We start from the raw sequence: 21,474 nt of genomic DNA on the forward strand, positions 1-21,474 counted from the left end.
TCTATTTACCAGAGTTTTGCCCTATAGGTCTACGTAAATCCAGAGTAAATGGATATTCATCATTGGGGCTTTCAACAACCGGGGCCTGGGCCGGACGGTTTTTGTGATTAGCGGTAAATTGTCCTTGGGAATGCATAGTTCCACGCCAGTTTTGACTAATCTGCGCTTGTGTTTGGGTATGGCCTTCATCGTCAAAGCGCGCTATTCGTCGCCCTTCTGCTTCAAAACTATTGACCGGGAAGGCTTCAAAATTGCGACCGCCAGGATGCACTACGTGATAGGTACAGCCACCTACCGAACAGTTATTCCAGGTATCGTAAATATCAAAAACCAACGGCGAATGGACGCCAATGGTGGGATGCAAAGCGGAAGGCGGCTGCCAGGCACGATAGCGCACACCAGCCACATACTCACCGTTGGTAGGACAGCGATGTAAGGGTAACCGGCGGCCATTACAGGAAATGATATATCGATCTGAGGTTAAGCCCTTGACGTACACCTGCAAACGCTCAAGTGAAGAGTCTACAAAGCGGGAAGTGCCACCGCTGCCCATCTCCTCACCCAACACATGCCACGGCTCAATTGCCGTACGTAATTCCAGCGAAATATCATTGATATTGACCTTGCCAATAACCGGGAAACGGAACTCGTGGAATGCATTCAACCATTCGGTCTCAAACTGATAACCATTTTGTTGCAAAGTAGCACAAACTTCCTGCATATCGCGAGCGACAAAATAAGGTAACAGGAACCGATCGTGCAACTCGGTGCCCCAGCGCACCAGTTTATGGTGATAAGGGTTTTGCCAGAAGTTCACCAAAAGGGTTCGCAGTAACAGGTTTTGAACCAGACTCATTTGATAATGAGGCGGCATTTCAAAACCGCGAAACTCCAATATTCCCAGGCGTCCTGTTGCCGAATCAGGGGAATACATCTTATCAATACAGAACTCTGAGCGATGAGTATTACCAGAAATATCCACCAACAAATGTCTGAGCAATCTGTCCACTAACCATGGCTGTTGCGTTTCGCCATCGGGCAACTGCGAAAATGCGATCTCCAATTCGTAAAGATATTCTTCCCGCCCTTCATCGACTCTAGGGGCCTGACTGGTAGGCCCAATAAACAAGCCAGAAAACAAATAGGACAGTCCGGGATGGTGTTGCCAGAAAGTCAGTAAACTGCGCAGCACACCGGGTTTGCGCAAAAACGGACTCTCCAGCGGCGAGCTGGCACCCATGGTGACATGGTTACCACCGCCGGTACCAGTATGTCGACCATCCAGCATAAACTTCTCAGTACCCAGACGACTTTCGCGCGCTAACTGATATAAAACCTCGGTGTTAGAAACCAGTTCACCCCAGGTATTTGCCGGATGAATATTGACTTCAATAACGCCCGGATCCGGCGTGACAGCAAACTTTTTCAGTCGCAAATCCGCTGGCGGCGAATAACCCTCAAATATAACTGGAATTTTTAACGACGATGCCACAACTTCTATCTGCTGCACTAACAGCAGATAGTGCTCTAAATACACCATCGGTGGCATAAAGACATACAAGCGTCCGTCTCTGACTTCCACACAAAGAGCCGTTTTAGCAAAGCGCTCCGATGCCGACTTGCCCTGCATTTCAAAGTGCTCAATCAAATCCGCGGGCAAGTGCTCATAAGGTTGAAAATAACTATGGGGTTGGTATTCATCCCCCTGTTTAACCGGCTGCCAGGGAATGGAGTTAAGTGGCAGACGCAAACCAAGCGGAGAATCGCCGGGCACCAGTGTGAGACGCTGAGTGCGGAAAGTCCATTGGCAACTATGCCAGCGATGATTGGCGTAATCCCAGCCCATAGGTAACACATAACCACTGGGAGAATCGGGATCGCCATTTAATACCGCGCGCAATTTAGCGCGCTCGGAATATTCCTTTAGCTTGATCTTATTCAAGTCAATATTGTCGGGTAATTGCCCTTCTTGCCAGATAAGGTAAAGGGCATCTTCGTAGGCGGGCAGCAAATTAGAAGCAGTAATGCCCAACTCCTTACTCAGGGCTTCGGCAAACTGTTTTGCCGCATCCGCAGACAGTTTGGGATCACTAATAGGATCGCCAGCCAAGGCATCATTTTTCCAGACTGGGTGGCCATCTTCGCGCCAATAACTGGCGTATTGCCAACGAGGCAGCGGCTCGCCTGGATACCATTTTCCCTGACCAAAATGACGCAACGCCCCGGGGGAAAAGGTTTGCTGCATCTTTTTAAACAATTGGCAGGCAAGCTTGCGCTTCACCGGGCTGTCGGCTGTGGTATTCCACTCCGGTCCTTCCATATCATCAATGGACACAAAGGTAGGTTCACCGCCCATGGTCAAACGAATATCCTGGGTTTTCAGCTCGTCATCCACCTGCTCACCCAACGCCTGTATCGCCTGCCACTGAGACTCAGAATAAGGCTTAGTAACTCGCGGTGCTTCATGGATTCTAGTTACACTGTTACTAAACTCAAACTCTACCTCACAGGTATCAGTCGCGCCGGTTATAGGCGCAGCGCTGGCTGGCTCCGGACTCGCCGACAGTGGAATGTGGCCTTCTCCGGCAAATAAGCCTGAGGTAGCGTCCAGACCAATCCAGCCAGCTCCAGGCACAAACACCTCAGCCCAGGCATGTAAATCGGTAAAATCCTGCTCAGGTCCGCTGGGCCCATCCAGACTTTTTTGATCGGGTGCCAGTTGCACCAGATAACCCGACACAAAACGCGCAGCCAAACCCAGATGTCTGAGTAACTGCACCAATAACCAGGCAAAATCACGACAAGAGCCAGAGCCATTTTCCAGGGTTTCTTCACAGCTCTGAACCCCCGGCTCCATGCGCACCAGATAATCCAGGTGCTTATACACTTCCTGATTCAAGCCTACCAGGAAATCCACAGTGGCTTTTTTACTCAGATCCAGGGTATCTATCCACTCCTTAAACAAAGGCCCTTTTTCAGTCACTTTGAGGTAGGGAGATAATTCTTGCTGCAATTCAGATGTGTAATCAAAAGGGGCTTTTTCTGCGTACTCTTCGATAAAGAAATCAAAGGGGTTGATCACCGTCATTTTAGCGATAACTTCAACCGTCACATCCAGATATTTGCTGCGCTCAGGAAACACCACTCTGGCCTGATAATTACCGAATGGATCCTGTTGCCAATTGATAAAGTGTTCTTCGGGTTGGACCTTCAGGGAATAGGCCTGAATAGGCGTACGACAATGCGGTGCGGGTTTTAACCTGAAGGTGTGAGGGGCAATGTTCACTAACCTGTCAAAGTTATAACGGGTGTGATGCCTGATTGCTACAGTAATAGTCATGGATGCCTGAGTAAAATAGGTTGCAATAGTTCTAGTGTATACCCTGACAAATTAACTACCAGTAAAGTCACACATTGCGTCTGATTTTTTTTGCAAATCACTGAAATACAAGTAAAAGCATGACAAAAATGTGACATATACGCACATCAAGTAGGGTGAGGCGTCACCGCCTCATCCCTCTCACAGAACCGTACGTACGGACCTCGTATACGGCTCATGCATACTTCCATTCAGCATAAGCGCTGAACACATACCCCGTCCTAATTAGCTCAAAATTGACCAGACCAAGGTCGTTGAACCATTGATTTGGCATCGCATAACTGGCCAGAGGGCTATGAGCATTTCTCCAACTGTTCATTTGGATAAACCTGAACGGCGGTTTATAACCAAGCTGCTTCAGTCTTCGATGCAGCTTCGCTGGTTTCTTCCATAATTTCAATTGGATACTGCGAAGCCTGCGCCTCAACCATCTCGCTATCTTAGAAAATTCCCTGTTGCTATTGGCAATCCTGAAGTACTGGCTAAACCCTCTTAAAACAGGGTTCAACTCTTTGATAACTGCACACAGCGGTTTGCCACCATTGCGTTTCGTCATCTGCTTCAACTTCTTTTTAAACGCTGCGAGTTTCTGAGGTTGTATACGGGTGTATTGACGCCCAATTTCAACACCCAGAAATTTCACTCCCTCATCGCTATGAGCAATGTGAGATTTCGCCTGGTTAACTGTCAGTTTCAGCCCTTTCTCCAGTAGCTTCGTCGCCTGTTTCTGTGCATTTTCTGCTCCAGAACGACTTCGGCAGAAGATCAGAATATCATCGGCATAGCGCACTATTCGGTGCCCTCGCTTCCTCATCTCCTGATCAAACGCATCCAGATAGATATTCGCTATCAGTGGGCTTATCACACCACCTTGCGGGCTTCCTGAGCCGCTCTGCTGCCAGTAACCATCTACCATTACACCACTTTTCAGGAACTGATTTATCAGTAACAGTACGCTGCCATCTGTGACTCGCTTTCGGATACTTTCAAGGATAATTTCATGATCGAGCTTATCAAAGCACTTCGACAGGTCCATATCCACAACATGCTCCAGTCCGTAGCGACGGATGAACATCGTGGCTTTATTAATGGCATCGTGACAACTTCGATGCGGTCTGTATCCAAAGCTTGATGGATGGAATTGCGCATCAAAGAGCGGCATAAGCAGATCATACAGGGCCTGCTGGACTACTCTGTCCCGTACTGCTGGGATCCCCAGTAATCGTGTACCACCATCGTCTTTCGGTATTTCTTTCCGCCTGACAGGTTGTGGACTGTACTTTCTGGTTTTGAGTTCACAGACAAGTTGGTCAAGATTATCACTCAGATTTAAGGCGAAGTCGCTCAGGCTCTGCCCATCTGTTCCGGCCGCGCCTTTCGCTTTCTTTACCTTTTTGAATCCTTTGTACAGGCGCTCTTTATTAAGCAGTTGCCCATACAAACTGTAATAAACTCTCACCTTGCCTCCTCAGGTTGTGTGCTGTGTGGGGACGGATATCCTTTCTTTGCGTTGGTATATTTCATGTTGTCGTAAAGCGTGCTGGCACAATGGCAATCTACTTAACGTGCACAACATTACTCCCGTGTACAGTTTCATGTTCCAGTCTGCGGTTTCCACCACAAACCAGACAGGAAGACTTCGATAGCTAACCGACTCGTGTACCACTAAAAAAAAACATCTGTTCATCACAGACTTGAAGTATGCTTCCTCCCTTCGCAACACTGATAAGCTTTTGGCCAGTCAGTGTCCCATCAGACACTATGCTAATGGTCAGCTCGGTTTTATCCTCCACACCATTACTGGGTTTCACAGGCCGGGCCTTACTCACTACTACGGATTCATCTGCCACCTCGCACCAACACCTGCCTTGAGTCTCCCCTCGTACAGATGATTCTGGCTCTTCACCAGAGACGGTGTCAGGCTTCCCCAGTTACTGCACTGGCTCCCTGTCAGAGATCCCACCCTCAAGCACAAAACAGAACTGACTGAGTATCGGGCTTCACGCTATTTTGCACGCTTACCCTCCTGCTTTGCCGAATCAGGTTCACTTTCGTTGTGTACCTCTGACTTCCTATGGCTTCCTTCAGACCTTGCCGTTAGCCAGCAACGCCCTTGCCATTTGGATTATCTTCCCCTCAGTCGGGGTGATTCAGGTTTCTTTCAACCTGACGGGTTTGCCAGCTTCGCTGGGCAAACAAAAAAGCGGGGCACGCCCCGCTTGATCATTAAACAATGTTTATTGAGTCTAAACCATATTCCGCAACAGTTGGCTGGTATTTAGCGACAACAAGCGCCAGCAGCTTATAGCCCCCAACATACCGACAACTGCCGCGCCAACCACAGGCGCAATCACCCAATATTCAAAGTGTAGGCGACCTTCCATCTGGAATATCTGAGATTGTAGTAGATACAAAGTGAGTTCATTGGCCAGTGCCGCCATGACTCCGGCAACCACACCAATAATGATAAATTCAAATACCACACTTGAGCGGATCAACCAGCCTTTGGCTCCCAGGGTCCTCAATATCGCCAGTTCTTGCTGACGTTCATCCATACTGGCCTGAACTTGCGCTATCAATACCAGCGCTCCTGCGATCAGTACCAGAACCAGAATAAACTCCACTGCCAAGGATACTTGCTCCACAATTTCACGCAGTTGGTTTATTCGGGCATCGACATCAATCAGGGTCACTGTTGAAAACGGTGCCATCATTTGCGCGATTTCATTTTTGCGCTCAGTATCCAGGTTAAAACTAGTAATGTAAGTGGGTAAGAAGCCCTGCATAACTTCCGGTTGCAATACAAAGAAGAAGTTTGGCTGCATGGTTTGCCAGTTAACTTCTCTGAGACTGGTTATGGTGACATCCACGACTTCACTGCCAACATTAAAAGTCACCACATCGCCTAATTTCAGTGCCAATCGCTCTGCGACTTTGGATTCCACTGACATACCATAGGGTTCACCTTCCTGATAATCGCTAAACCACTCACCTGCCACAATCTTGTTTTCGTGCTGCAGACGATAGCTCCAGGTTAAGTTCGCCTCTCTGCCAAAGGCTTCGCGACGATTGGACTGTACCTCGGTTTCCTCATCTTCTTTAGTGACTTCGGTGTTGACTCGTTCGCCATTTACCGACACAAAGCGAGCGCGAACCACAGGATAAAACTCTTCCAGCTCCACACCTCGTTCAGCAAAATGCTGTTCCATTCTCGGTTTCTGGGCTTCGGTAATATTAGCCATGAAATAATTGGGTGTGCCTTCTGGCAGTTGGTCACGCCATTGCTGGACCATGTCGTTGCGCATTACCAATACCACCAACAGCAACATAATGGTGACGGCAAAGCTGATCAATTGCACACTGTTATCCATAGAGCGGCGCTGAATTCTCGCCCAGGCGAGTTGCCATGCACCCATACGGCCCTTACCTAAACGCCTGCCCAACCAGATCAAACCATAGGTAACTGCCAGTAAGGCCAGCACCAAGACAATCCCTGAACTAAACAAGATCGCAGAGATTTTAAGATTTTTACTGTAGGTCCACATCAACAGGAAGATAGCGCCACCTGCAGCCAGAAACTGTATTATCCGCGAGCTCATCTTGGCCCCCAGATCTTTGCGCAGCACCCGCAATGGAGGAACCGAAAACAGTTTTAACAATGGATACAAGGAGAACAGAATTGCACAAACTACTCCGGTAAAAACAGCAATGAGCACCGGCCCCCAGTACCAGGATTGCAATGAGACGGCAACCCGCTCCTGAATTGCGGATGCCACGGCTGCCTGGATGCCATAACCAAGTGCGCCACCAATCAGAATTCCCAATAGGGTGATAAAGATAATCTGCAACAAAAACACCCTCTGCACCATCTTACGACTGGCTCCCAGGGTTTTCATAATTGCAACCGGATCATAATGACGTTGCGAATAGCGCTGCGCCGCTACGGCAATAGCCACAGATGCCAACACAATCGCCAGCAAACTGGCCAGCAGGAAATACTGCTCAGCTCTGCGTACAGAATTACCAACCCAGGAGTCATCATCCTCTACAGATTGCGTATAGTGTAAATCACTGTCCATCTGAGGCAGCAACCATTCCGTGTATTCGGTAAGCGTGTCCGAATCACCGGTTAAATATAGGTCATGCCAGGCGCGACTACCTTCGCCTAAGATACCAGTAGAGGACAGCTCATCCTGCCGTATCATGACTTTGGGGTTAGAATTAAAAATAGAAAAGCCTGAATCCGGCACTTCTGACAGCACTCGTGCAATTGTAAAGGGTTTGTCACCGACTTCGATTACATCTCCCAGCGCCAAACCAAGCGTCTGGAATACCTGCGACTCAACCCATGCCTCGCCGGGTTTGGGCACCTCTTTGATGACTTCGCCGACACCAAAAGGAATATCTGCTACTTTAATGTCACCTTTTAATGGATAATTGTCATTGACCGCACGAATATCCGCCAATGCCATGTTGTCGTTGGCAAATACCATGGAACGCAGGTAAGTAGTTTGAGCAGTCTTTAGTCCTGAATCAATTGCGTGCTGACGCCATTCTTCTGGCAAAGGATTACGGCCACCTACAACGCGGTCAGCGGCGATAAATTGTGCGCTGCGCTCTGTAAGCGCAGTTTGCAATCGTTCACTAAATAACGACAGTGATAATACCGCAGCCACCGACAGCACAATCGCTGCCAAAATAATGGTGAGTTCACCGCGTCGCATTTCGTGGCGAAACAATCGCCAGGCTAAATTAAACCACATTATTCGGCTCCCCTCAGATGGCTTTTAACTGCGGCTTATCACCTTTTGCCTGAGGCGCATCCGATTGCTTTTCGGTCAGCTCACCAGCATGCATCAACAGCTGTTTCTCGCATTTATCGGCCAGTTCAGTGTCGTGTGTGACCAGTACCAGAGTCGTATGGGCAGATTCATTCAGTTCGAAGAGCAGCTTTTCAACCTTTTCACCATTTGCAGCATCCAGATTACCGGTGGGCTCATCAGCGAATAAAATTTTAGGTTGAGTAATGAAAGCGCGGGCAATAGCAACCCGTTGTTGTTCTCCACCTGACAATTGATTGGGAAAGTGATTCCCGCGATGGCTGAGACCGACTTTTTCCAGAAGCTCTTTAGCTAAGGCTTCTGGATTATCCAGACCGGCGATTTCAGCCGGTAACATCACGTTTTCCAACGCCGTAAGGCTTTGCACCAACATAAAAGACTGAAAGATAAAACCCACTTTTTCACCACGTAATCGCGCTCGCTGCTCTTCATCCATGGTGTGCAATGCTGCCCCATCCAGGTGAATTTCACCGCTACTGACTTCATCTAAACCGGCTAATAATCCCAGCAAGGTAGATTTACCGGAACCGGACGCTCCGACAATGGCGATCGTTTCCCCCGCCTTGACATGAAAGCTAATTGGTTGAAGTATCTGCAAAGGTCCTTCAGAGGTCGTCACCGTTTTGGTGATACTGCGGGTAGAAATCATATATTCAGGAGCTGTATTCATCGTGCTATTTCGTCTCAAAATTCTTCTTTTGCTTATACCGTTATGGGTCTTTTCAGATCACTTGCAAGCCCGGGAGGTAAAGTTACTGGTGTTAGGGGATAGCTTAAGCGCAGCGTACAACTTAAAACAAGAGGAAGGTTGGGTTGCTTTGTTACAAACCAGGTGGGCAGACAAGCCCATTGAAATTGTAAACGCTGCCATCAGTGGGGAGACGTCAGACGGTGGTCTGCAACGCTTTAACCGACTGTTAGGTCAACATCAACCCAGTCACCTTTATCTGGAATTAGGTGCCAATGACGGCCTGCGTGGCTACCCCGTTAACAAAATGAAACAAAATTTAGCGCAAATAATTTCGGCTGCGCAGGCGCAAGACGTCAAAGTCATTTTGCAAGAAATGCGTATTCCCACCAATTATGGTCCACGTTACACCCGCATGTTTACCGAAAGTTATAGTGAACTGGCTGAAGAGTTTGACCTGCCATTGATCAGCTTTTTTCTGGAAGAAATCGCCTTAAAGCCTGAGTTAATGCAACGCGATGGACTGCATCCGAACAAGGACGGACAACCTCCTTTGGCAGACTGGATGGCTGAACGCCTGGAGCCTTTGCTGTTCGAATAAATCGGAGCCAACTTACTCTATCGGCAGCAAAGTTTGATTTTTTACGGGAAATTGTTCTTTTTTTAAGCTAAACTCGTAGAAGTAGGTAAAACTAAATGAGGTATTATTATGGGTGCAATTTCAGGCGGCTCGCCTTCGACCTTTCAGGCCAGTATTCAGCAGACTGAATTACAAAATCAGGCGGAAGTAGATCAGCGACGTGAAGCGCAGGAAACTCTGCGAGCGGAGCGTCAGGAGCAAACCCAGGAGACGAATGAGACTCAAGAGGCCAGCTCTCGTTCTGCCGAACAAGCACAAAACGAAACACGACAGGCAAACCCCAATCAGCGGGTTGGTGGTAATGTGGACGTAAGTGTTTAAGACTTGTCAGATTAGGAAAGAAAGGCGCTTCATTTGAAGCGCCTTTTTTATTTGCTTTGAGCTTAAGGTTTAATATAGCGATACGCTTTATCGCTTTGCATTTGCAAATAGCGATCGCGCAGTTTGGACTGTCTTGAGGTCATGGGGATTTGCTCACCATCAATCACGACAGTTTCTGCATAGCTCATCACTTCCAGAGGATCGCCAGACCACACTACTACATCTGCACTCTTGCCTTTTTCCAGGCTACCGTGGCTGTCAGCAACACCTAACACTTCAGCAGCTACTGAAGTAATTGAAGCCAGACCTTTTTCCCAGGGTAAACCATAGGATACAGCATTACCTGCATGCTGCATCACCAGACGCGCGTTGTGAGTGTCCATACCAATAGCGACTTTCACTCCTGCTGCATCCAACCTTGCGGCGTTACTCAGGGTCGCACCTAATTCATCAAAATCATAAGGCAAATTAGATTCAGGTCTGAGAATTACCGCGATATCGTGTGCTGCTAACTCGTCAGCCACTCGCCAGGCTTCTGTCGCGTGCACCAGCACAAATTTAATATCCTCAAACTTCTGCTTAAGATGGATGATGTGACGAATATCCATTGTGCGATTAACTGTTACCAGAAGCGGCATATCGCCTCTCATTACCGGCACCAGAGCATTCACGTCTGCTTTGGACAGCTCACCATCCCAGTCGTCTTTTTTGCGCAGCGTTTTGCCTTTTAAGCTGGCAGCTTCCTGCAACACAGACATAAGTTTCGGCCAAGCGACGGCGCGCGAACCGGAACTACCATCGATTTTACCACCGGTCATATCCAGTAGCATAACGGCATTGCCTTTCACAATAGGGTTAACCTTATCGCCAAGGCTGATAAATGCCCCCTGCCCCTGAAAAAAGGTATCGGTATCGGCCATAACACTGGCGGCGCTGGTGATACCCTCAATACGAGCAATATTCATCAGACTAGAGTCAGGATTAACTGCGTATTTGGTCTCTATCTGAGTGCCGAGATAAGCCGAATCTTCCAGTTTTGCAGAATAATCAGCTATGCCCGCTGAATATTCCACATCCACCAATCCCAGTGAGGTATAAGCACCAACAATACCTGGTGTTACCCATTTGCCTGTCGCATCTATAGTTGTATAACCTGATGGCACTGAGCCGCCTGACTTTACAGACTTAATCACGTCATCTTCGATGAGAATCGTGGCATTTTCCACTTTGCCCTGCCCTGACATCGTGAACGCTGTGCCACCTACGATGGCAATATTTTCAGCCATTGATTGGCCAGCAAACACAACTGCAGAGGCGGCAATAGCCAGGGCGGTTTTATTAAAATGTTTCATTATAGTTCTCCCTCGCCTGGTTGATCTAACTCGAAGTCTGTTACCGGCCACAGAGCATCATTGCCCTTTTCATAAACCTTAACCCCGTCAATAAATACCTGCTCAGCTTGCGTGTAGGTGGAAAACGGATCGCCGTTCCACAGCACTAAATCAGCATCTTTGCCGGGTTCAACAGAACCAGTTTGCTCAAACACCCCCAGCGAGCGAGCGGGATTGGCGGATAACCATTCCCATGCCTGCGCCTTAGTAAATTCGATACCCGCTTTTTTACCATTGGCCAGCGCTTTTGCGGCTTCCTGATTGAGTCGTTGAATGCCCAAATCAGAATCAGAATGCACGATGGCGCAACCACCGGCGTTAGCTACCAGAGGAATATTCTCCAGAATGCCGTCATAGGCTTCCATTTTAAAGCCCCACCAATCGGCCCACATGGAGGCACAAACATTGTTCTCAGCCAGTTTGTCGGCAATTTTGTAACCTTCGACTGCGTGGTGGAAGCTGGTAATTTGGTAATCAAACTCTTTCATAACATCCATCATTACCGCCATCTCATCGGCGCGATAACAATGCATGTGTACCAGAATTTCACCTTCCAGCACTCCCATCAGGGTTTCCAGTTTTAAGTCTCGTGTTGGTGCGCTAGGGTTCTTGCCTTCGGCATATTCTTTTTTGTATTTATCCCACTTTTGCTTGTATTCAGTGGCGGCTATCCACTCTTTGCGATATCCCGCCACATTACCCATGCGAGTCATGGGGCCACCTTTGCCGCCATAAACGCGTTTTGGGTTTTCACCACACGCCATTTTCATACCATAAGGGGCGTCGGGGAATTTCATGTCCTGTACCGTTCTATCCGGCACGTTTTTAAGGGTTACTGCTCGACCGCCCACCAGGTTAGCGGAACCCGGCAAGATTTGCAGGGTTGTTACACCTCCGGCCAACGCCGCAGAAAAGCCCGGGTCTTGTGGCCAAACTGAATGTTCTGACCAGACTTCAGCGGTTACCGGTGTGGTCATTTCGTTACCATCGGCATGACTATCTACGTCAGGCGTAGGATAAACCCCCAGGTGACTGTGATTATCAATAATGCCGGGCGTTAACCACTTTCCAGTACCATCAATAACAGTAGCGTTAGCGGCGCTGATATTGCTGCCCACTTGTTTAATGTCACCGTTTTCAATCAGTACAGACGCATTTTCCATCTGCCCGCCAATACCATCCAGCAAGGTGACATTGGTGATCAGAACTGTGCCACTATCAGCTGGACTGTAGGTGCTTGGAAACGGGTTAGGGTTAACTTCTACGTACGGATCTTGTGGCTCAGTTTTCTCTTCATGGTCGTCTGCATTAGCGTTACATGCCAAACCAACAGAGAGTGCAAGGACGGACAGACGAGTCAATCCGCTCTTCAAGAGACGATTGTTGTTGGGTATTTTCATCGGTTGCTCTACGTTTATTTTCAGATTAAGTCTCAATTTAAACAGGGTTACAGCAACACTACCGAGAAACGGCTTGTGCCGCACAAAAGCTGTTTATTGAGATACTCTATTTATAATTTTTTGCGACTAATGGCTTTCTCTTACGAGCGCATTTGACACCATTAGCAAAACCTAAAGATATAACGGATAAACGAATTTTGACAAATCAGATCACAAATTAATGGGCAAATCGGATCTGTCTGGGGTGGAATGATTAGCGGCAAAACCTGGTTGTGCTTTGAGTAACGTCACAATCTCATCGGCCGTTTTCAGGCGGCGCACCGACGCAAACAACACCCCGGCTTCCGGAAACTGTATTTGCAGATAGCGCAGCCATTGTTTAACGCGATTTGGATAATATTTGCCTTTGGCGCCATACAGCTCATAACCGCTATATTGGATCAACAGTTGCAACATGGCCTGCCACTGCATATCGGGTTGGCCTTGTTTAATGCTCAAAGCTAAACCCGGATGGGCCAGCGCGCCACGCCCTAACATAAGATCCTGACACTGTGATTGCTGTGCACAGCGCTGGGCGTCAGAAACAGTCCAAATCTCACCATTGGCTACGACAGGAATGTTGATCTGTTCTTTAATTCGGGCAATCCAATCCCAATAAGCAGGCGGATTGTAGCCTTCTCGTTTGGTACGGGCGTGGATCACAAGCATATCCGCCCCACCTTCTTGTAACGCCTGGGCATTGTCTATCGCTAAAGACTTGTCATCAAAGCCCAGGCGCATTTTAGCACTGACGATTTGGTGTTTTGGTACTGCCTTTCGCACAGCCTTTAATATCTGATACAGGGACTCAGTATCTTTGAGTAATACCGCGCCACCGCGATGCTTATTTACCGTTTTTGCGGGGCAGCCAAAGTTTAAATCCACACCGTGCGAGCCCAGCTCAACAGCGCGACAGGCATTAGCTGCCAAAGCCTCGGGGTTTTGCCCCAGCAACTGCACACGCACAGGTGTACCCGCGGGTGTTAGTCCACCATTGTCTAGTTCAGGGCAAAGTCGGGTAAACACTTTAGCTGGTAATAGTGCGTCTACGACTCTGATAAATTCGGTGACACAAAAATCATAACCGCCAATTCGGGTCAACATATCGCGCATTAAATGATCCACAACCCCCTCCATGGGAGCGAGATAAATTTTAGCGATGTGATTATCAGAATTCAGAGACAATGAAGTGAACACCTGGAGCTATGTTAAAGGCGCTGCATGATACCAGTTTCAACCGGGGTCGCTAGCCTTTTTCATTTTTCGCAGACGACAATTAGACAGTATTTCAAGCTTGCGCTTTGGTGTTGCTGCAGACCACTCCAGTATTTCCTGCATCGAACGTTGGCAGCCAACACAAATATCCCGCAAATCCAGACAACACTGTCTGATACAGGGGCTTTCAATCTCTGTAGGTTTAATCACTTCGGTCGACTGTAAATCTTTACCGTCACTGGTTTCTTTCATCATTTGAACTATATTTTTATTACACTAATTATAGACACCATGCCCAAATGGATATCCTGAACAACACAGTAGCCAACAATCAACTGGATGAGCAAGCCTTTATAGAATTGGTAAAGGAATGTATTGGTTCTGAGGCCATATTGCCTATTATGACACTGTTACACGAAGGTAAAAACACTCAGGAAAAACTACATAATTCGTCTTTGCGGATACCGGCTTCAGAATTACAGGATTGCCTGGATAAGATGATTAAGTTTGCCATTGTACAACCCCTCAATAACACCAGTGGTAGCGAAGGTACGGCTTGGTTTCTGACACCGGTTGGGCAGGAATTCAGGTTAATTTTACAGGATATCGAACGGCTAAGACTCAAATACCGAGAGTAACTATCCCTATTTGTTATCCTCTTGCATACTGAGCTTAATTAACTGTACTGGGTCCATATTATCCGTCTCACATTGTTGTGCAGCCACAGGACCTAAGATGTCAGAACTTTTGGAAACAAAACACTTTTCAAACACAGAGCAATAGCACTGCTCAACGGCAATGTGAATATCTGTCGCCACAAACCGCTCTGCCATAGCAACAAAATCGGCATCACTGGTTTGAGATCGGGGCCACCACATTTTTAAGGCATTTCGGCTTTCGCCCGCTCCCAAAACACCGTTGAAACTGGCAAAGTTAATGGAAATCGCCTTGTTCATACTGCCCACGAATAGTAGATCCTGAAAAGTGGCGAACTGCTCGATGGGCTGATCATTAATAAATAACTTTGTATCCCTAATCATGGCCGGCCCAACACCTACATTTTTAACCACAAACTCAATGTAATTCTGCGTCTCATTCTGATTTATCGTTACATCTGAGTTAACTATCGGCAGAACACTGGCATGCTGCTGTGCTCGCATCACTACTGACTGATCCCAGGCCACAAACAAAGCAATGATGGAGGTTATAATCGCACACACCGAGGCCACAGTTTCAAAGTTCAAGTGAAGTCGTTTCATAATTTAAAAGTCCGTAACCTTTTTCCGCAGGATTTTATTTTTCCCCACTTGCTTTTTAGCGTCAACACGCCGCTTTTGTGAGGCCCTGGTAGGTTTAGTGGCTTTTCTGGTTTTGGGGATATGGTTTGCTTTCTGGACAAGCTCCACCAGACGCTCTATGGCATCGGCTTTGTTTTTTTCCTGGGTTCTGAATTGCTGCGCTTTGATCACCAGCACGCCTTCGGAAGTGACGCGACTGTCATTGCGTTGCAGCAGATTGTCTTTAACTCGTTGCGGTAATGATGAAGCGGCAATATCGAACCGCAGATGAATTGCACTGGACACTTTATTGACATTCTGCCCTCCACTGCCCTGAGCGCGCATAGCGCTAAACTCAATTTCATCTAAAGCCAAAAATACCGTATTGGATATCTTAATGCTGTTATTTGGGTCCGTCGTCAAAATCAGTATCCGTGCTCACTTATCAAGTCCTGCATAATAACCTGAAATTGCCCGCTTTGCTTAAGTTGCGCTATGCCGTTATCAAGCAGCTTTTTAATTTTTAATCCCTGCTGACTGTTTCGCACCAAAAACCTGATGTCATAATAGGCCCAGGTATTTAGCCGATGATCCACAAAATCAAGCTCCCGAATTACTTGCTTAACCTTGTGTTCTTCAAACAAATAACCTGACAAGTCCCCCGCTTGCACTTTGGCAATACTCTCTTTCATGCTGTGGCTGCCCACAAACCGATTACTGAAAAAAGCCACGTGCGAGATGTCAGTTTCTATGTTGTATTGCGCATAGTTTGTAGGGGTTATTTCAATTTCCTCACGAGAAACAATCACAAATCGGGCTCTGTAAATGTTCTCATCGGTATAAGCGAGATCACTGAGTTTTACGCCCAACTGCATCATGTAATCAGTAGCACCAAGCACGTCATTGGGATCATAGAGGATCGGCAATTGTGCATCTACATGGTCTCTGGCCAGCTCAACAATTGACCGAGCGAATGGCATCTTAATGATCTCAATCTGGTATTCCGGCAATTGCTCGTCAATCGCTTGTACCAGATTGATCAGTAAATCTTCTTTCGGATGCTTATCTACGTCAGGTAATTCTGCTACTGCAAGACGCAACACCTGTTCAGCAGACACCAGAAATGAGCCTGATATCAAACAGATCAAAATACAGAACTTACTTAAGGTTTTAAGACATTTGCGCATGAATGAGTTTAGGTTCCCTACAGAATTCGGTAAGTAACTTAGCCACCTGAAAATCAGCGATTTTCTTTTGCTCAGATAATAGCAAGCCTGACACTAAACGCCAGTTAATGGTGCAATAAAAACCAGGGCAAAAAAGCCCTAATTTAACTCATGGCAAGGGAATAAACTCTACACATCTATCAGGAGTGACATAATTCCTACTGAATCACAGCTATTAATATTTCTTCTTCTGAATGAGTAATGTTTGATCAATTTCTATATGGCTATTAGCCGCCTGAATCAAGTTATTGGCAGTGAGTTTAGCAACAGAAATAATGGTAACTGGTACCTGATAATCATCCTGCAGTTTGCGCACCAACAACTCAAAATCCCCATCACCAGTTAACAGAAAGACTCTATCGCAGGAACGTGCATGTTCCATGACATCAATGGTAATGCCCACATCCCAATCCCCTTTCGCTGATCCATCAGCACGGGTAATAAAAGGCTTTAATTTGACATTAAAGCCAATTCCACGAAGGATATTGTGAAACTGTTTTTGTTTGTCCTGGTGGCTGGCTATAGCGTAGGCATTGGCGACAACCACTTGTTTATCCGTGGTGATCAGTCGCCATAATTCATTGTAGTCAAAATGCTGGTGAAAGGTTTGCCTGGTGGTGTAATAGATGTTTTGCACATCTACAAATATGCCTATTTTCTCCGCCATCTAATCAGCCTAACAAAGGATGGTCTTTGGGTAATTGATTAGCAATCCACATAACTAAGCGATGCTTCATATTCACGCCATTCTCTTTGTCTTCGGCCAGAGGAATAATTAATTTGTCGTTAACCAACAGACGATAAATGGACTCAATCTTGGCATCTGCCGATGTGGTATTAGTAAAGGTGTTATAGCCCCTTTTTTTGGCATAGGTTTCGCCAACGGCTACGGCTTTTTTTAATAACTCTTTTTCGTTTTTTACTTTTTTCATAATGCTCAGCGCGCTTTTTTGTCCACACTAAAATAATCCACCAGATATTGCCAGTAAAATGATCCGCCCTACTCCCCCTTATGAGCCGCTAATATGAATTACAATAATATAGATTACAGGACACTGGCTACAGAGCGATCTAATAAGGTGGCTTGTAGCTTTGGCTCCAGCAAAATAAGTCGGTTTGGGGCATTGTTAAAATCCGGAATGAAAGACAAAAAATGTTGCAGCATGTGGCGCTCAGCTGCGCTATCGTTTCGACCTGTTTTGGCCAGCCACACAGCGTAGAAATCATCAAAATCGGCTTGTTCAACTTCCTTAAGCTGTTCAGAGACACTCCAGACTTCTTTAACACCTTCGATATTAATATTCAGTGCTAGCGACAGCCCTGACTGCAACAGGCTGATCAAGGTGCTTAACTCAGCTAAAGAGGGCAAGGCCAATGTCACCTGAATATCGGAACGAGCTCTGACGTCATTTAAACTCATCAGGTCTGCGTCGCTGGCGGCGATAAATGAATAGTGATTCAAAATGTTGTGCTCTGTGCTGTTGAATATGCGTGAACTATAACAATTAGCAGCGACAGGCTAAACCCTGAGGTGAACATTCGGAAGTAAAACGTTCGACGACGTGAGTGCGTCCTGCACAAAGCAAAAAAAGCCCGGTTGCAAGCAAAAATAAAAGACTAATTTAAATTTAGAAAGACTGAAGCATCGGTGCATGGGATTACGGAATACGTCCTGTATTCCGCCGCTTCGCGGCCGCGCTGAAGCGCGTTCCAGATTGCTCCCGGCAATCTGGTCGAACCCTGCGGCTTCGGAATCCCCAAAGAGTCCAAAACAAAAAAGCCCGACCATAAATGGCCGGGCTTTATTGTTTGGCGTCCCCTAGGGGATTCGAACCCCTGTTACCGCCGTGAAAGGGCGGTGTCCTAGGCCTCTAGACGAAGGGGACAGTAAACTGCCACAAATCATGTTACCAGTAATTGCCCAGGTACATACTGGCAGCCAGTTTTAATGGATAGCGCCATTTTGAAAGTGGATTAAAAAAGCCCGACCACAAATGGTCAGGCTTTTTTATTTGGCGTCCCCTAGGGGATTCGAACCCCTGTTACCGCCGTGAAAGGGCGGTGTCCTAGGCCTCTAGACGAAGGGGACAGTAAACTGCCACAAATCATGTTACCAGTAATTGCCTAGGTACATACTGGTAAGCCAGTTTTAATGGATAGCGCCATTTTGAAAGTGGATGATGAGCGGCCTAGTGCTCTTCACTTTCAATGTCCGCACTTACAAAAGTAAGTGGCGTCCCCTAGGGGATTCGAACCCCTGTTACCGCCGTGAAAGGGCGGTGTCCTAGGCCTCTAGACGAAGGGGACACTTAGGACAATTTTAAGTTCTCAAATAGAACTTGGTGGAGCCAGGCGGGATCGAACCGCCGACCTCTTGCATGCCATGCAAGCGCTCTCCCAGCTGAGCTATGGCCCCATTTGTAATCTTCACATTCAGTAATGATTACGGTCATTCCTTTGTGCTGGTCTGTCATTCCGTGACAGCGGGGCGCATGATAGAGACGTGACGTTTTTATGTCAAACCTTTTTTTAAGGTTTTTTTAGTTATTTTGTCTGTCTGCTATAAATTTCAACGCTTTGTCGATTCGCTGCGCAATTTGCTGTTTATTTAACAGGTTTAAGGTCACATCTAAAGAAGGTGAATTACCTGAACCAGTAACCGCAACTCGCAAAGGCATACCCACTTTGCCCATACCAACGCCTAATTCTTCAGCAGTGCTGTTAATTGCCGCCTGAATATTTTCTGGTTGCCACTCTTCAACTGCTGCGAATTTAGTCGCTACCAACTCCAGAGCATCTTTTGCCACCGGGCGTAAGTGCTTTTTCGCAGCTCCTGCATCAAATTCATCATACTCCTGGTAAAAGTACTGGCTGATTTGCGCCAGCTCTTTGAGGGTTTTCACTCTCTCAGCCTGGATAGCGATAACTTCTTCCAGTGCCGGACCATTGTCGGTATTGACGCCCAGCTGCTCAAAGTGCCACTTTAAATGTTCTGCCACTTCTGAAGCTGGTAAGGTTTTCATGTAGTGCTGATTTAGCCAGATCAACTTATCTGTATTAAAAGCAGAAGCCGAAGATGAGATCGCATCAAGGTTAAACAATTCGATCATTTCTTCTTTACTGAAAATTTCCTGATCGCCATGAGACCAGCCCAAACGCACCAGATAATTCAATAATGCCTGTGGCAAATAACCATCATCGCGATATTGCATAACACTCACTGCACCGTGACGCTTGGACAGCTTTTTGCCATCATCACCCAAAATCATGGAGACATGTGCATATTCAGGTACAGGAGCGCCAAGTGCTTGCAGGATATTAATTTGACGAGGCGTATTGTTAATGTGATCTTCACCACGCACAACGTGAGTAATGCCCATATCCCAGTCATCCACCACCACACAGAAATTGTAAGTGGGCGTACCGTCACTGCGCTGAATAATCAAATCATCCAATTCACTATTAGCAATTTCTATTTTACCGCGAATGTGATCATTGATAACCACCTTGCCTTCCAGCGGGTTTTTGAAACGAATAGCATAAGGCTGCCCTTCAGGGTGATCTGTACGCTCGCGCCAGGTGCCTGGATAACGGGGTTTTTCGCCTTTAGCCATTTGCTCTTCGCGAATCTTATCCAGTTCCGCAGCTGGCATAAAACACTTGTAGGCTTTACCTTCATCCAACAACTGTTGAATCAGCTCTTTGTAGCGATCAAAACGCTTAGTTTGATAGTACGGACCGTCGTCCCAATCTAAACCAAGCCACTGCATTCCTTCTAAGATGGCATCGATTGCTTCCTGAGTGGAACGTTCAATATCGGTATCTTCTATTCTTAATACAAATTTGCCGCCTTTATTTTTGGTGTATAACCAGGAGTATAATGCGGTTCTGGCACCACCTACGTGCAAATAACCGGTGGGACTGGGCGCAAAGCGCGTCGCTACTGTCATGTTCATCCTAATGAAGTGATTTAAAAAAGTGCGCGCATTTTAACAGCGAATAAGATCAAAAAGAATGGTATCTGTTGTGCCTGTCCATCAAAAATAGTCAATTTTGTACTATTCAGCCCGGCATTTTTAATGCACTCTGAACACCTGTAAAAGCAATGAGCGTTAACAAGTGAGTCGCGCCCTATCCAAAGAGCAAGCTGAATACCGATTTATTCCAGAACTGGACAACCTGCCCCTGCTTAACGCGCAATTCCAAAAACAGTGCTTTTCCAGACACGCTCATGAAGGTTATTGCATCGGTGTTATCGAACAAGGTGCACAGCGATTTTATCGCAGCGGTGGCAATCATATCGCCAGCGAAAACTGCATTATTCTGGTAAACGCCGATCAAATACACGATGGTCAAACCGCCACAGAACAAGGTTGGCGCTATCGAGCAATTTATCCGCTGGAATCCATGTTCCAGGAGGTTTTATCGCAATTTGCCAACCAATCAGGCTCACCACTGTTTAAAGACCCTGTTGTGTCTGACAGGATTTTAGCCCGGCAATTCAGAGAGTTTTTTAATCTGGCCAATGCTGAAACCAACAGCCTTGAGATCCAGTCCATTTATTATCAGGTGATGAGTCAATTGGTGTTGAGACATGCTTCAGGCATTGTTTCACCACTGAAAGCCCACAAAGATAAAAAGGCAGCGCGGCAAATCTGTGATTACATCATGGCGAATTTGCACAAGTCCATCACTACCGAAGAGTTATCGCAATTAACCGGTTTAAATCCCTATTATTTAATCCGCGCTTTTCAAAAAACGATGGGGTTACCACCCCATGCCTGGCAAAACCAAAAGCGGCTGTTAAAAGCTACTGAATTGTTAAAGTCCGGCTTGAGCGCCACCGAATCAGGCATTGCCGTTGGCTTTAATGATCAAAGTCACTTTAATCGACATTTTGTTCGCATGTGGGGCACCACACCAGGCCGTTTTCAGAAAGCCTGGTTGGCGCAAAACTAAATATTCTATTGCAGGTCAATAATGTACAAGCGCAGCGCCCTGCAACAATTTATTATCTGAAACAGAAATTCATCGCTGATTGCAGGAGTCTATAATCA

19 protein-coding genes and 4 tRNA genes are annotated in these 21,474 nt (G+C 46.8%); 4 read left to right on the plus strand and 19 right to left on the minus strand.

Annotation, left to right across the window (positions count from 1 at the left end; all coding sequences use genetic code 11):
• Position 1 precedes the first annotated feature (1 nt).
• From ACXAD8_RS05930 to ACXAD8_RS05945, 4 genes are all read right to left on the minus strand, one after another.
• Positions 2-3,340 (minus strand): transglutaminase family protein, encoded by a 3,339-nt coding sequence (locus ACXAD8_RS05930; protein WP_475226097.1) that lies wholly within the window; start codon positions 3,338-3,340, stop codon positions 2-4.
• Positions 3,341-3,554: 214 nt separating this feature from the next.
• Entirely contained in the window at positions 3,555-4,838 is a 1,284-nt protein-coding gene (gene ltrA, locus ACXAD8_RS05935; RefSeq protein ID WP_475225500.1) for a group II intron reverse transcriptase/maturase, read from the minus strand.
• Between the two features lie 787 nt (positions 4,839-5,625).
• Entirely contained in the window at positions 5,626-8,142 is a 2,517-nt protein-coding gene (locus ACXAD8_RS05940) for an ABC transporter permease (RefSeq protein WP_475226100.1), read from the minus strand.
• Positions 8,143-8,155: 13 nt separating this feature from the next.
• The gene (locus tag ACXAD8_RS05945) at positions 8,156-8,869 is read right to left on the minus strand and encodes an ABC transporter ATP-binding protein (RefSeq protein WP_475232889.1); all 714 of its coding nucleotides are present in this window, start codon (positions 8,867-8,869) and stop codon (positions 8,156-8,158) included.
• A 22-nt stretch (positions 8,870-8,891) separates the two neighbouring features.
• On the opposite strand from ACXAD8_RS05945, the gene ACXAD8_RS05950 reads away from it, so the two are divergent.
• Positions 8,892-9,509, plus strand: coding sequence for an arylesterase (locus ACXAD8_RS05950; RefSeq protein WP_475226103.1), 618 nt, complete (start codon positions 8,892-8,894; stop codon positions 9,507-9,509).
• Positions 9,510-9,617: 108 nt separating this feature from the next.
• Positions 9,618-9,869: a hypothetical protein gene (locus tag ACXAD8_RS05955; RefSeq protein WP_475226105.1), complete on the plus strand. Its 252-nt coding sequence runs from the start codon at positions 9,618-9,620 to the stop codon at positions 9,867-9,869.
• 62 nt (positions 9,870-9,931) lie between these two features.
• On the opposite strand, the gene ACXAD8_RS05960 is transcribed toward ACXAD8_RS05955, so the two are convergent.
• The 4 genes from ACXAD8_RS05960 to ACXAD8_RS05975 form a co-directional block, all read right to left on the minus strand.
• Entirely contained in the window at positions 9,932-11,221 is a 1,290-nt protein-coding gene (locus ACXAD8_RS05960) for an amidohydrolase family protein (protein ID WP_475226108.1), read from the minus strand.
• Positions 11,221-12,660, minus strand: coding sequence for an amidohydrolase (locus ACXAD8_RS05965; RefSeq protein WP_475226111.1), 1,440 nt, complete (start codon positions 12,658-12,660; stop codon positions 11,221-11,223). The genes ACXAD8_RS05960 and ACXAD8_RS05965 overlap by 1 nt, the downstream gene beginning before the upstream one ends.
• A gap of 210 nt (positions 12,661-12,870) precedes the next feature.
• Positions 12,871-13,836 (minus strand): tRNA-dihydrouridine synthase, encoded by a 966-nt coding sequence (locus tag ACXAD8_RS05970; RefSeq protein WP_475232891.1) that lies wholly within the window; start codon positions 13,834-13,836, stop codon positions 12,871-12,873.
• A 96-nt stretch (positions 13,837-13,932) separates the two neighbouring features.
• On the minus strand, positions 13,933-14,169 hold the full coding sequence (locus tag ACXAD8_RS05975) for a DUF1289 domain-containing protein (protein ID WP_475226113.1): 237 nt from the start codon (positions 14,167-14,169) through the stop codon (positions 13,933-13,935).
• Between the two features lie 44 nt (positions 14,170-14,213).
• Between ACXAD8_RS05975 and ACXAD8_RS05980 the strand changes: the two genes are divergently transcribed.
• Positions 14,214-14,552, plus strand: a complete 339-nt coding sequence (locus ACXAD8_RS05980) for a hypothetical protein (protein WP_475226115.1) — start codon at positions 14,214-14,216, stop codon at positions 14,550-14,552.
• Between the two features lie 6 nt (positions 14,553-14,558).
• Here the strand turns inward: ACXAD8_RS05980 and ACXAD8_RS05985 are convergent, their stop codons facing one another.
• The 11 genes from ACXAD8_RS05985 to gltX form a co-directional block, all read right to left on the minus strand.
• Positions 14,559-15,173: a hypothetical protein gene (locus ACXAD8_RS05985; protein WP_475226118.1), complete on the minus strand. Its 615-nt coding sequence runs from the start codon at positions 15,171-15,173 to the stop codon at positions 14,559-14,561.
• A 3-nt stretch (positions 15,174-15,176) separates the two neighbouring features.
• Positions 15,177-15,614 (minus strand): alternative ribosome rescue aminoacyl-tRNA hydrolase ArfB, encoded by a 438-nt coding sequence (gene arfB / locus ACXAD8_RS05990; RefSeq protein WP_475226120.1) that lies wholly within the window; start codon positions 15,612-15,614, stop codon positions 15,177-15,179.
• Between the two features lie 2 nt (positions 15,615-15,616).
• The gene (locus ACXAD8_RS05995; RefSeq protein WP_475226123.1) at positions 15,617-16,378 is read right to left on the minus strand and encodes a hypothetical protein; all 762 of its coding nucleotides are present in this window, start codon (positions 16,376-16,378) and stop codon (positions 15,617-15,619) included.
• A gap of 214 nt (positions 16,379-16,592) precedes the next feature.
• Positions 16,593-17,084 carry a LabA-like NYN domain-containing protein gene (locus ACXAD8_RS06000; RefSeq protein WP_475226126.1) on the minus strand — a complete coding sequence of 164 codons (492 nt, stop codon included), beginning with the start codon at positions 17,082-17,084 and terminating at the stop codon, positions 16,593-16,595.
• A 4-nt stretch (positions 17,085-17,088) separates the two neighbouring features.
• Positions 17,089-17,349 (minus strand): DUF5062 family protein, encoded by a 261-nt coding sequence (locus ACXAD8_RS06005; protein WP_475226128.1) that lies wholly within the window; start codon positions 17,347-17,349, stop codon positions 17,089-17,091.
• A gap of 113 nt (positions 17,350-17,462) precedes the next feature.
• A complete protein-coding gene (locus tag ACXAD8_RS06010) occupies positions 17,463-17,879 on the minus strand; it encodes a hypothetical protein (RefSeq protein ID WP_475226130.1) in 417 nt (138 codons plus the stop codon).
• A gap of 348 nt (positions 17,880-18,227) precedes the next feature.
• Positions 18,228-18,303: transfer RNA gene (locus ACXAD8_RS06015), tRNA-Glu, on the minus strand.
• A gap of 127 nt (positions 18,304-18,430) precedes the next feature.
• Positions 18,431-18,506 (minus strand) — tRNA-Glu (locus tag ACXAD8_RS06020).
• A gap of 142 nt (positions 18,507-18,648) precedes the next feature.
• A tRNA-Glu gene (locus tag ACXAD8_RS06025) sits at positions 18,649-18,724 on the minus strand.
• 33 nt (positions 18,725-18,757) lie between these two features.
• A tRNA-Ala gene (locus ACXAD8_RS06030) sits at positions 18,758-18,833 on the minus strand.
• 124 nt (positions 18,834-18,957) lie between these two features.
• Positions 18,958-20,367, minus strand: coding sequence for a glutamate--tRNA ligase (gltX, locus tag ACXAD8_RS06035; protein WP_475226133.1), 1,410 nt, complete (start codon positions 20,365-20,367; stop codon positions 18,958-18,960).
• A 169-nt stretch (positions 20,368-20,536) separates the two neighbouring features.
• On the opposite strand from gltX, the gene ACXAD8_RS06040 reads away from it, so the two are divergent.
• Positions 20,537-21,376, plus strand: a complete 840-nt coding sequence (locus ACXAD8_RS06040; protein WP_475226135.1) for an AraC family ligand binding domain-containing protein — start codon at positions 20,537-20,539, stop codon at positions 21,374-21,376.
• Positions 21,377-21,474: the final 98 nt, after the last annotated feature.

The sequence above is a fragment of the Planctobacterium sp. AWH2_060 genome (assembly GCF_056158425.1).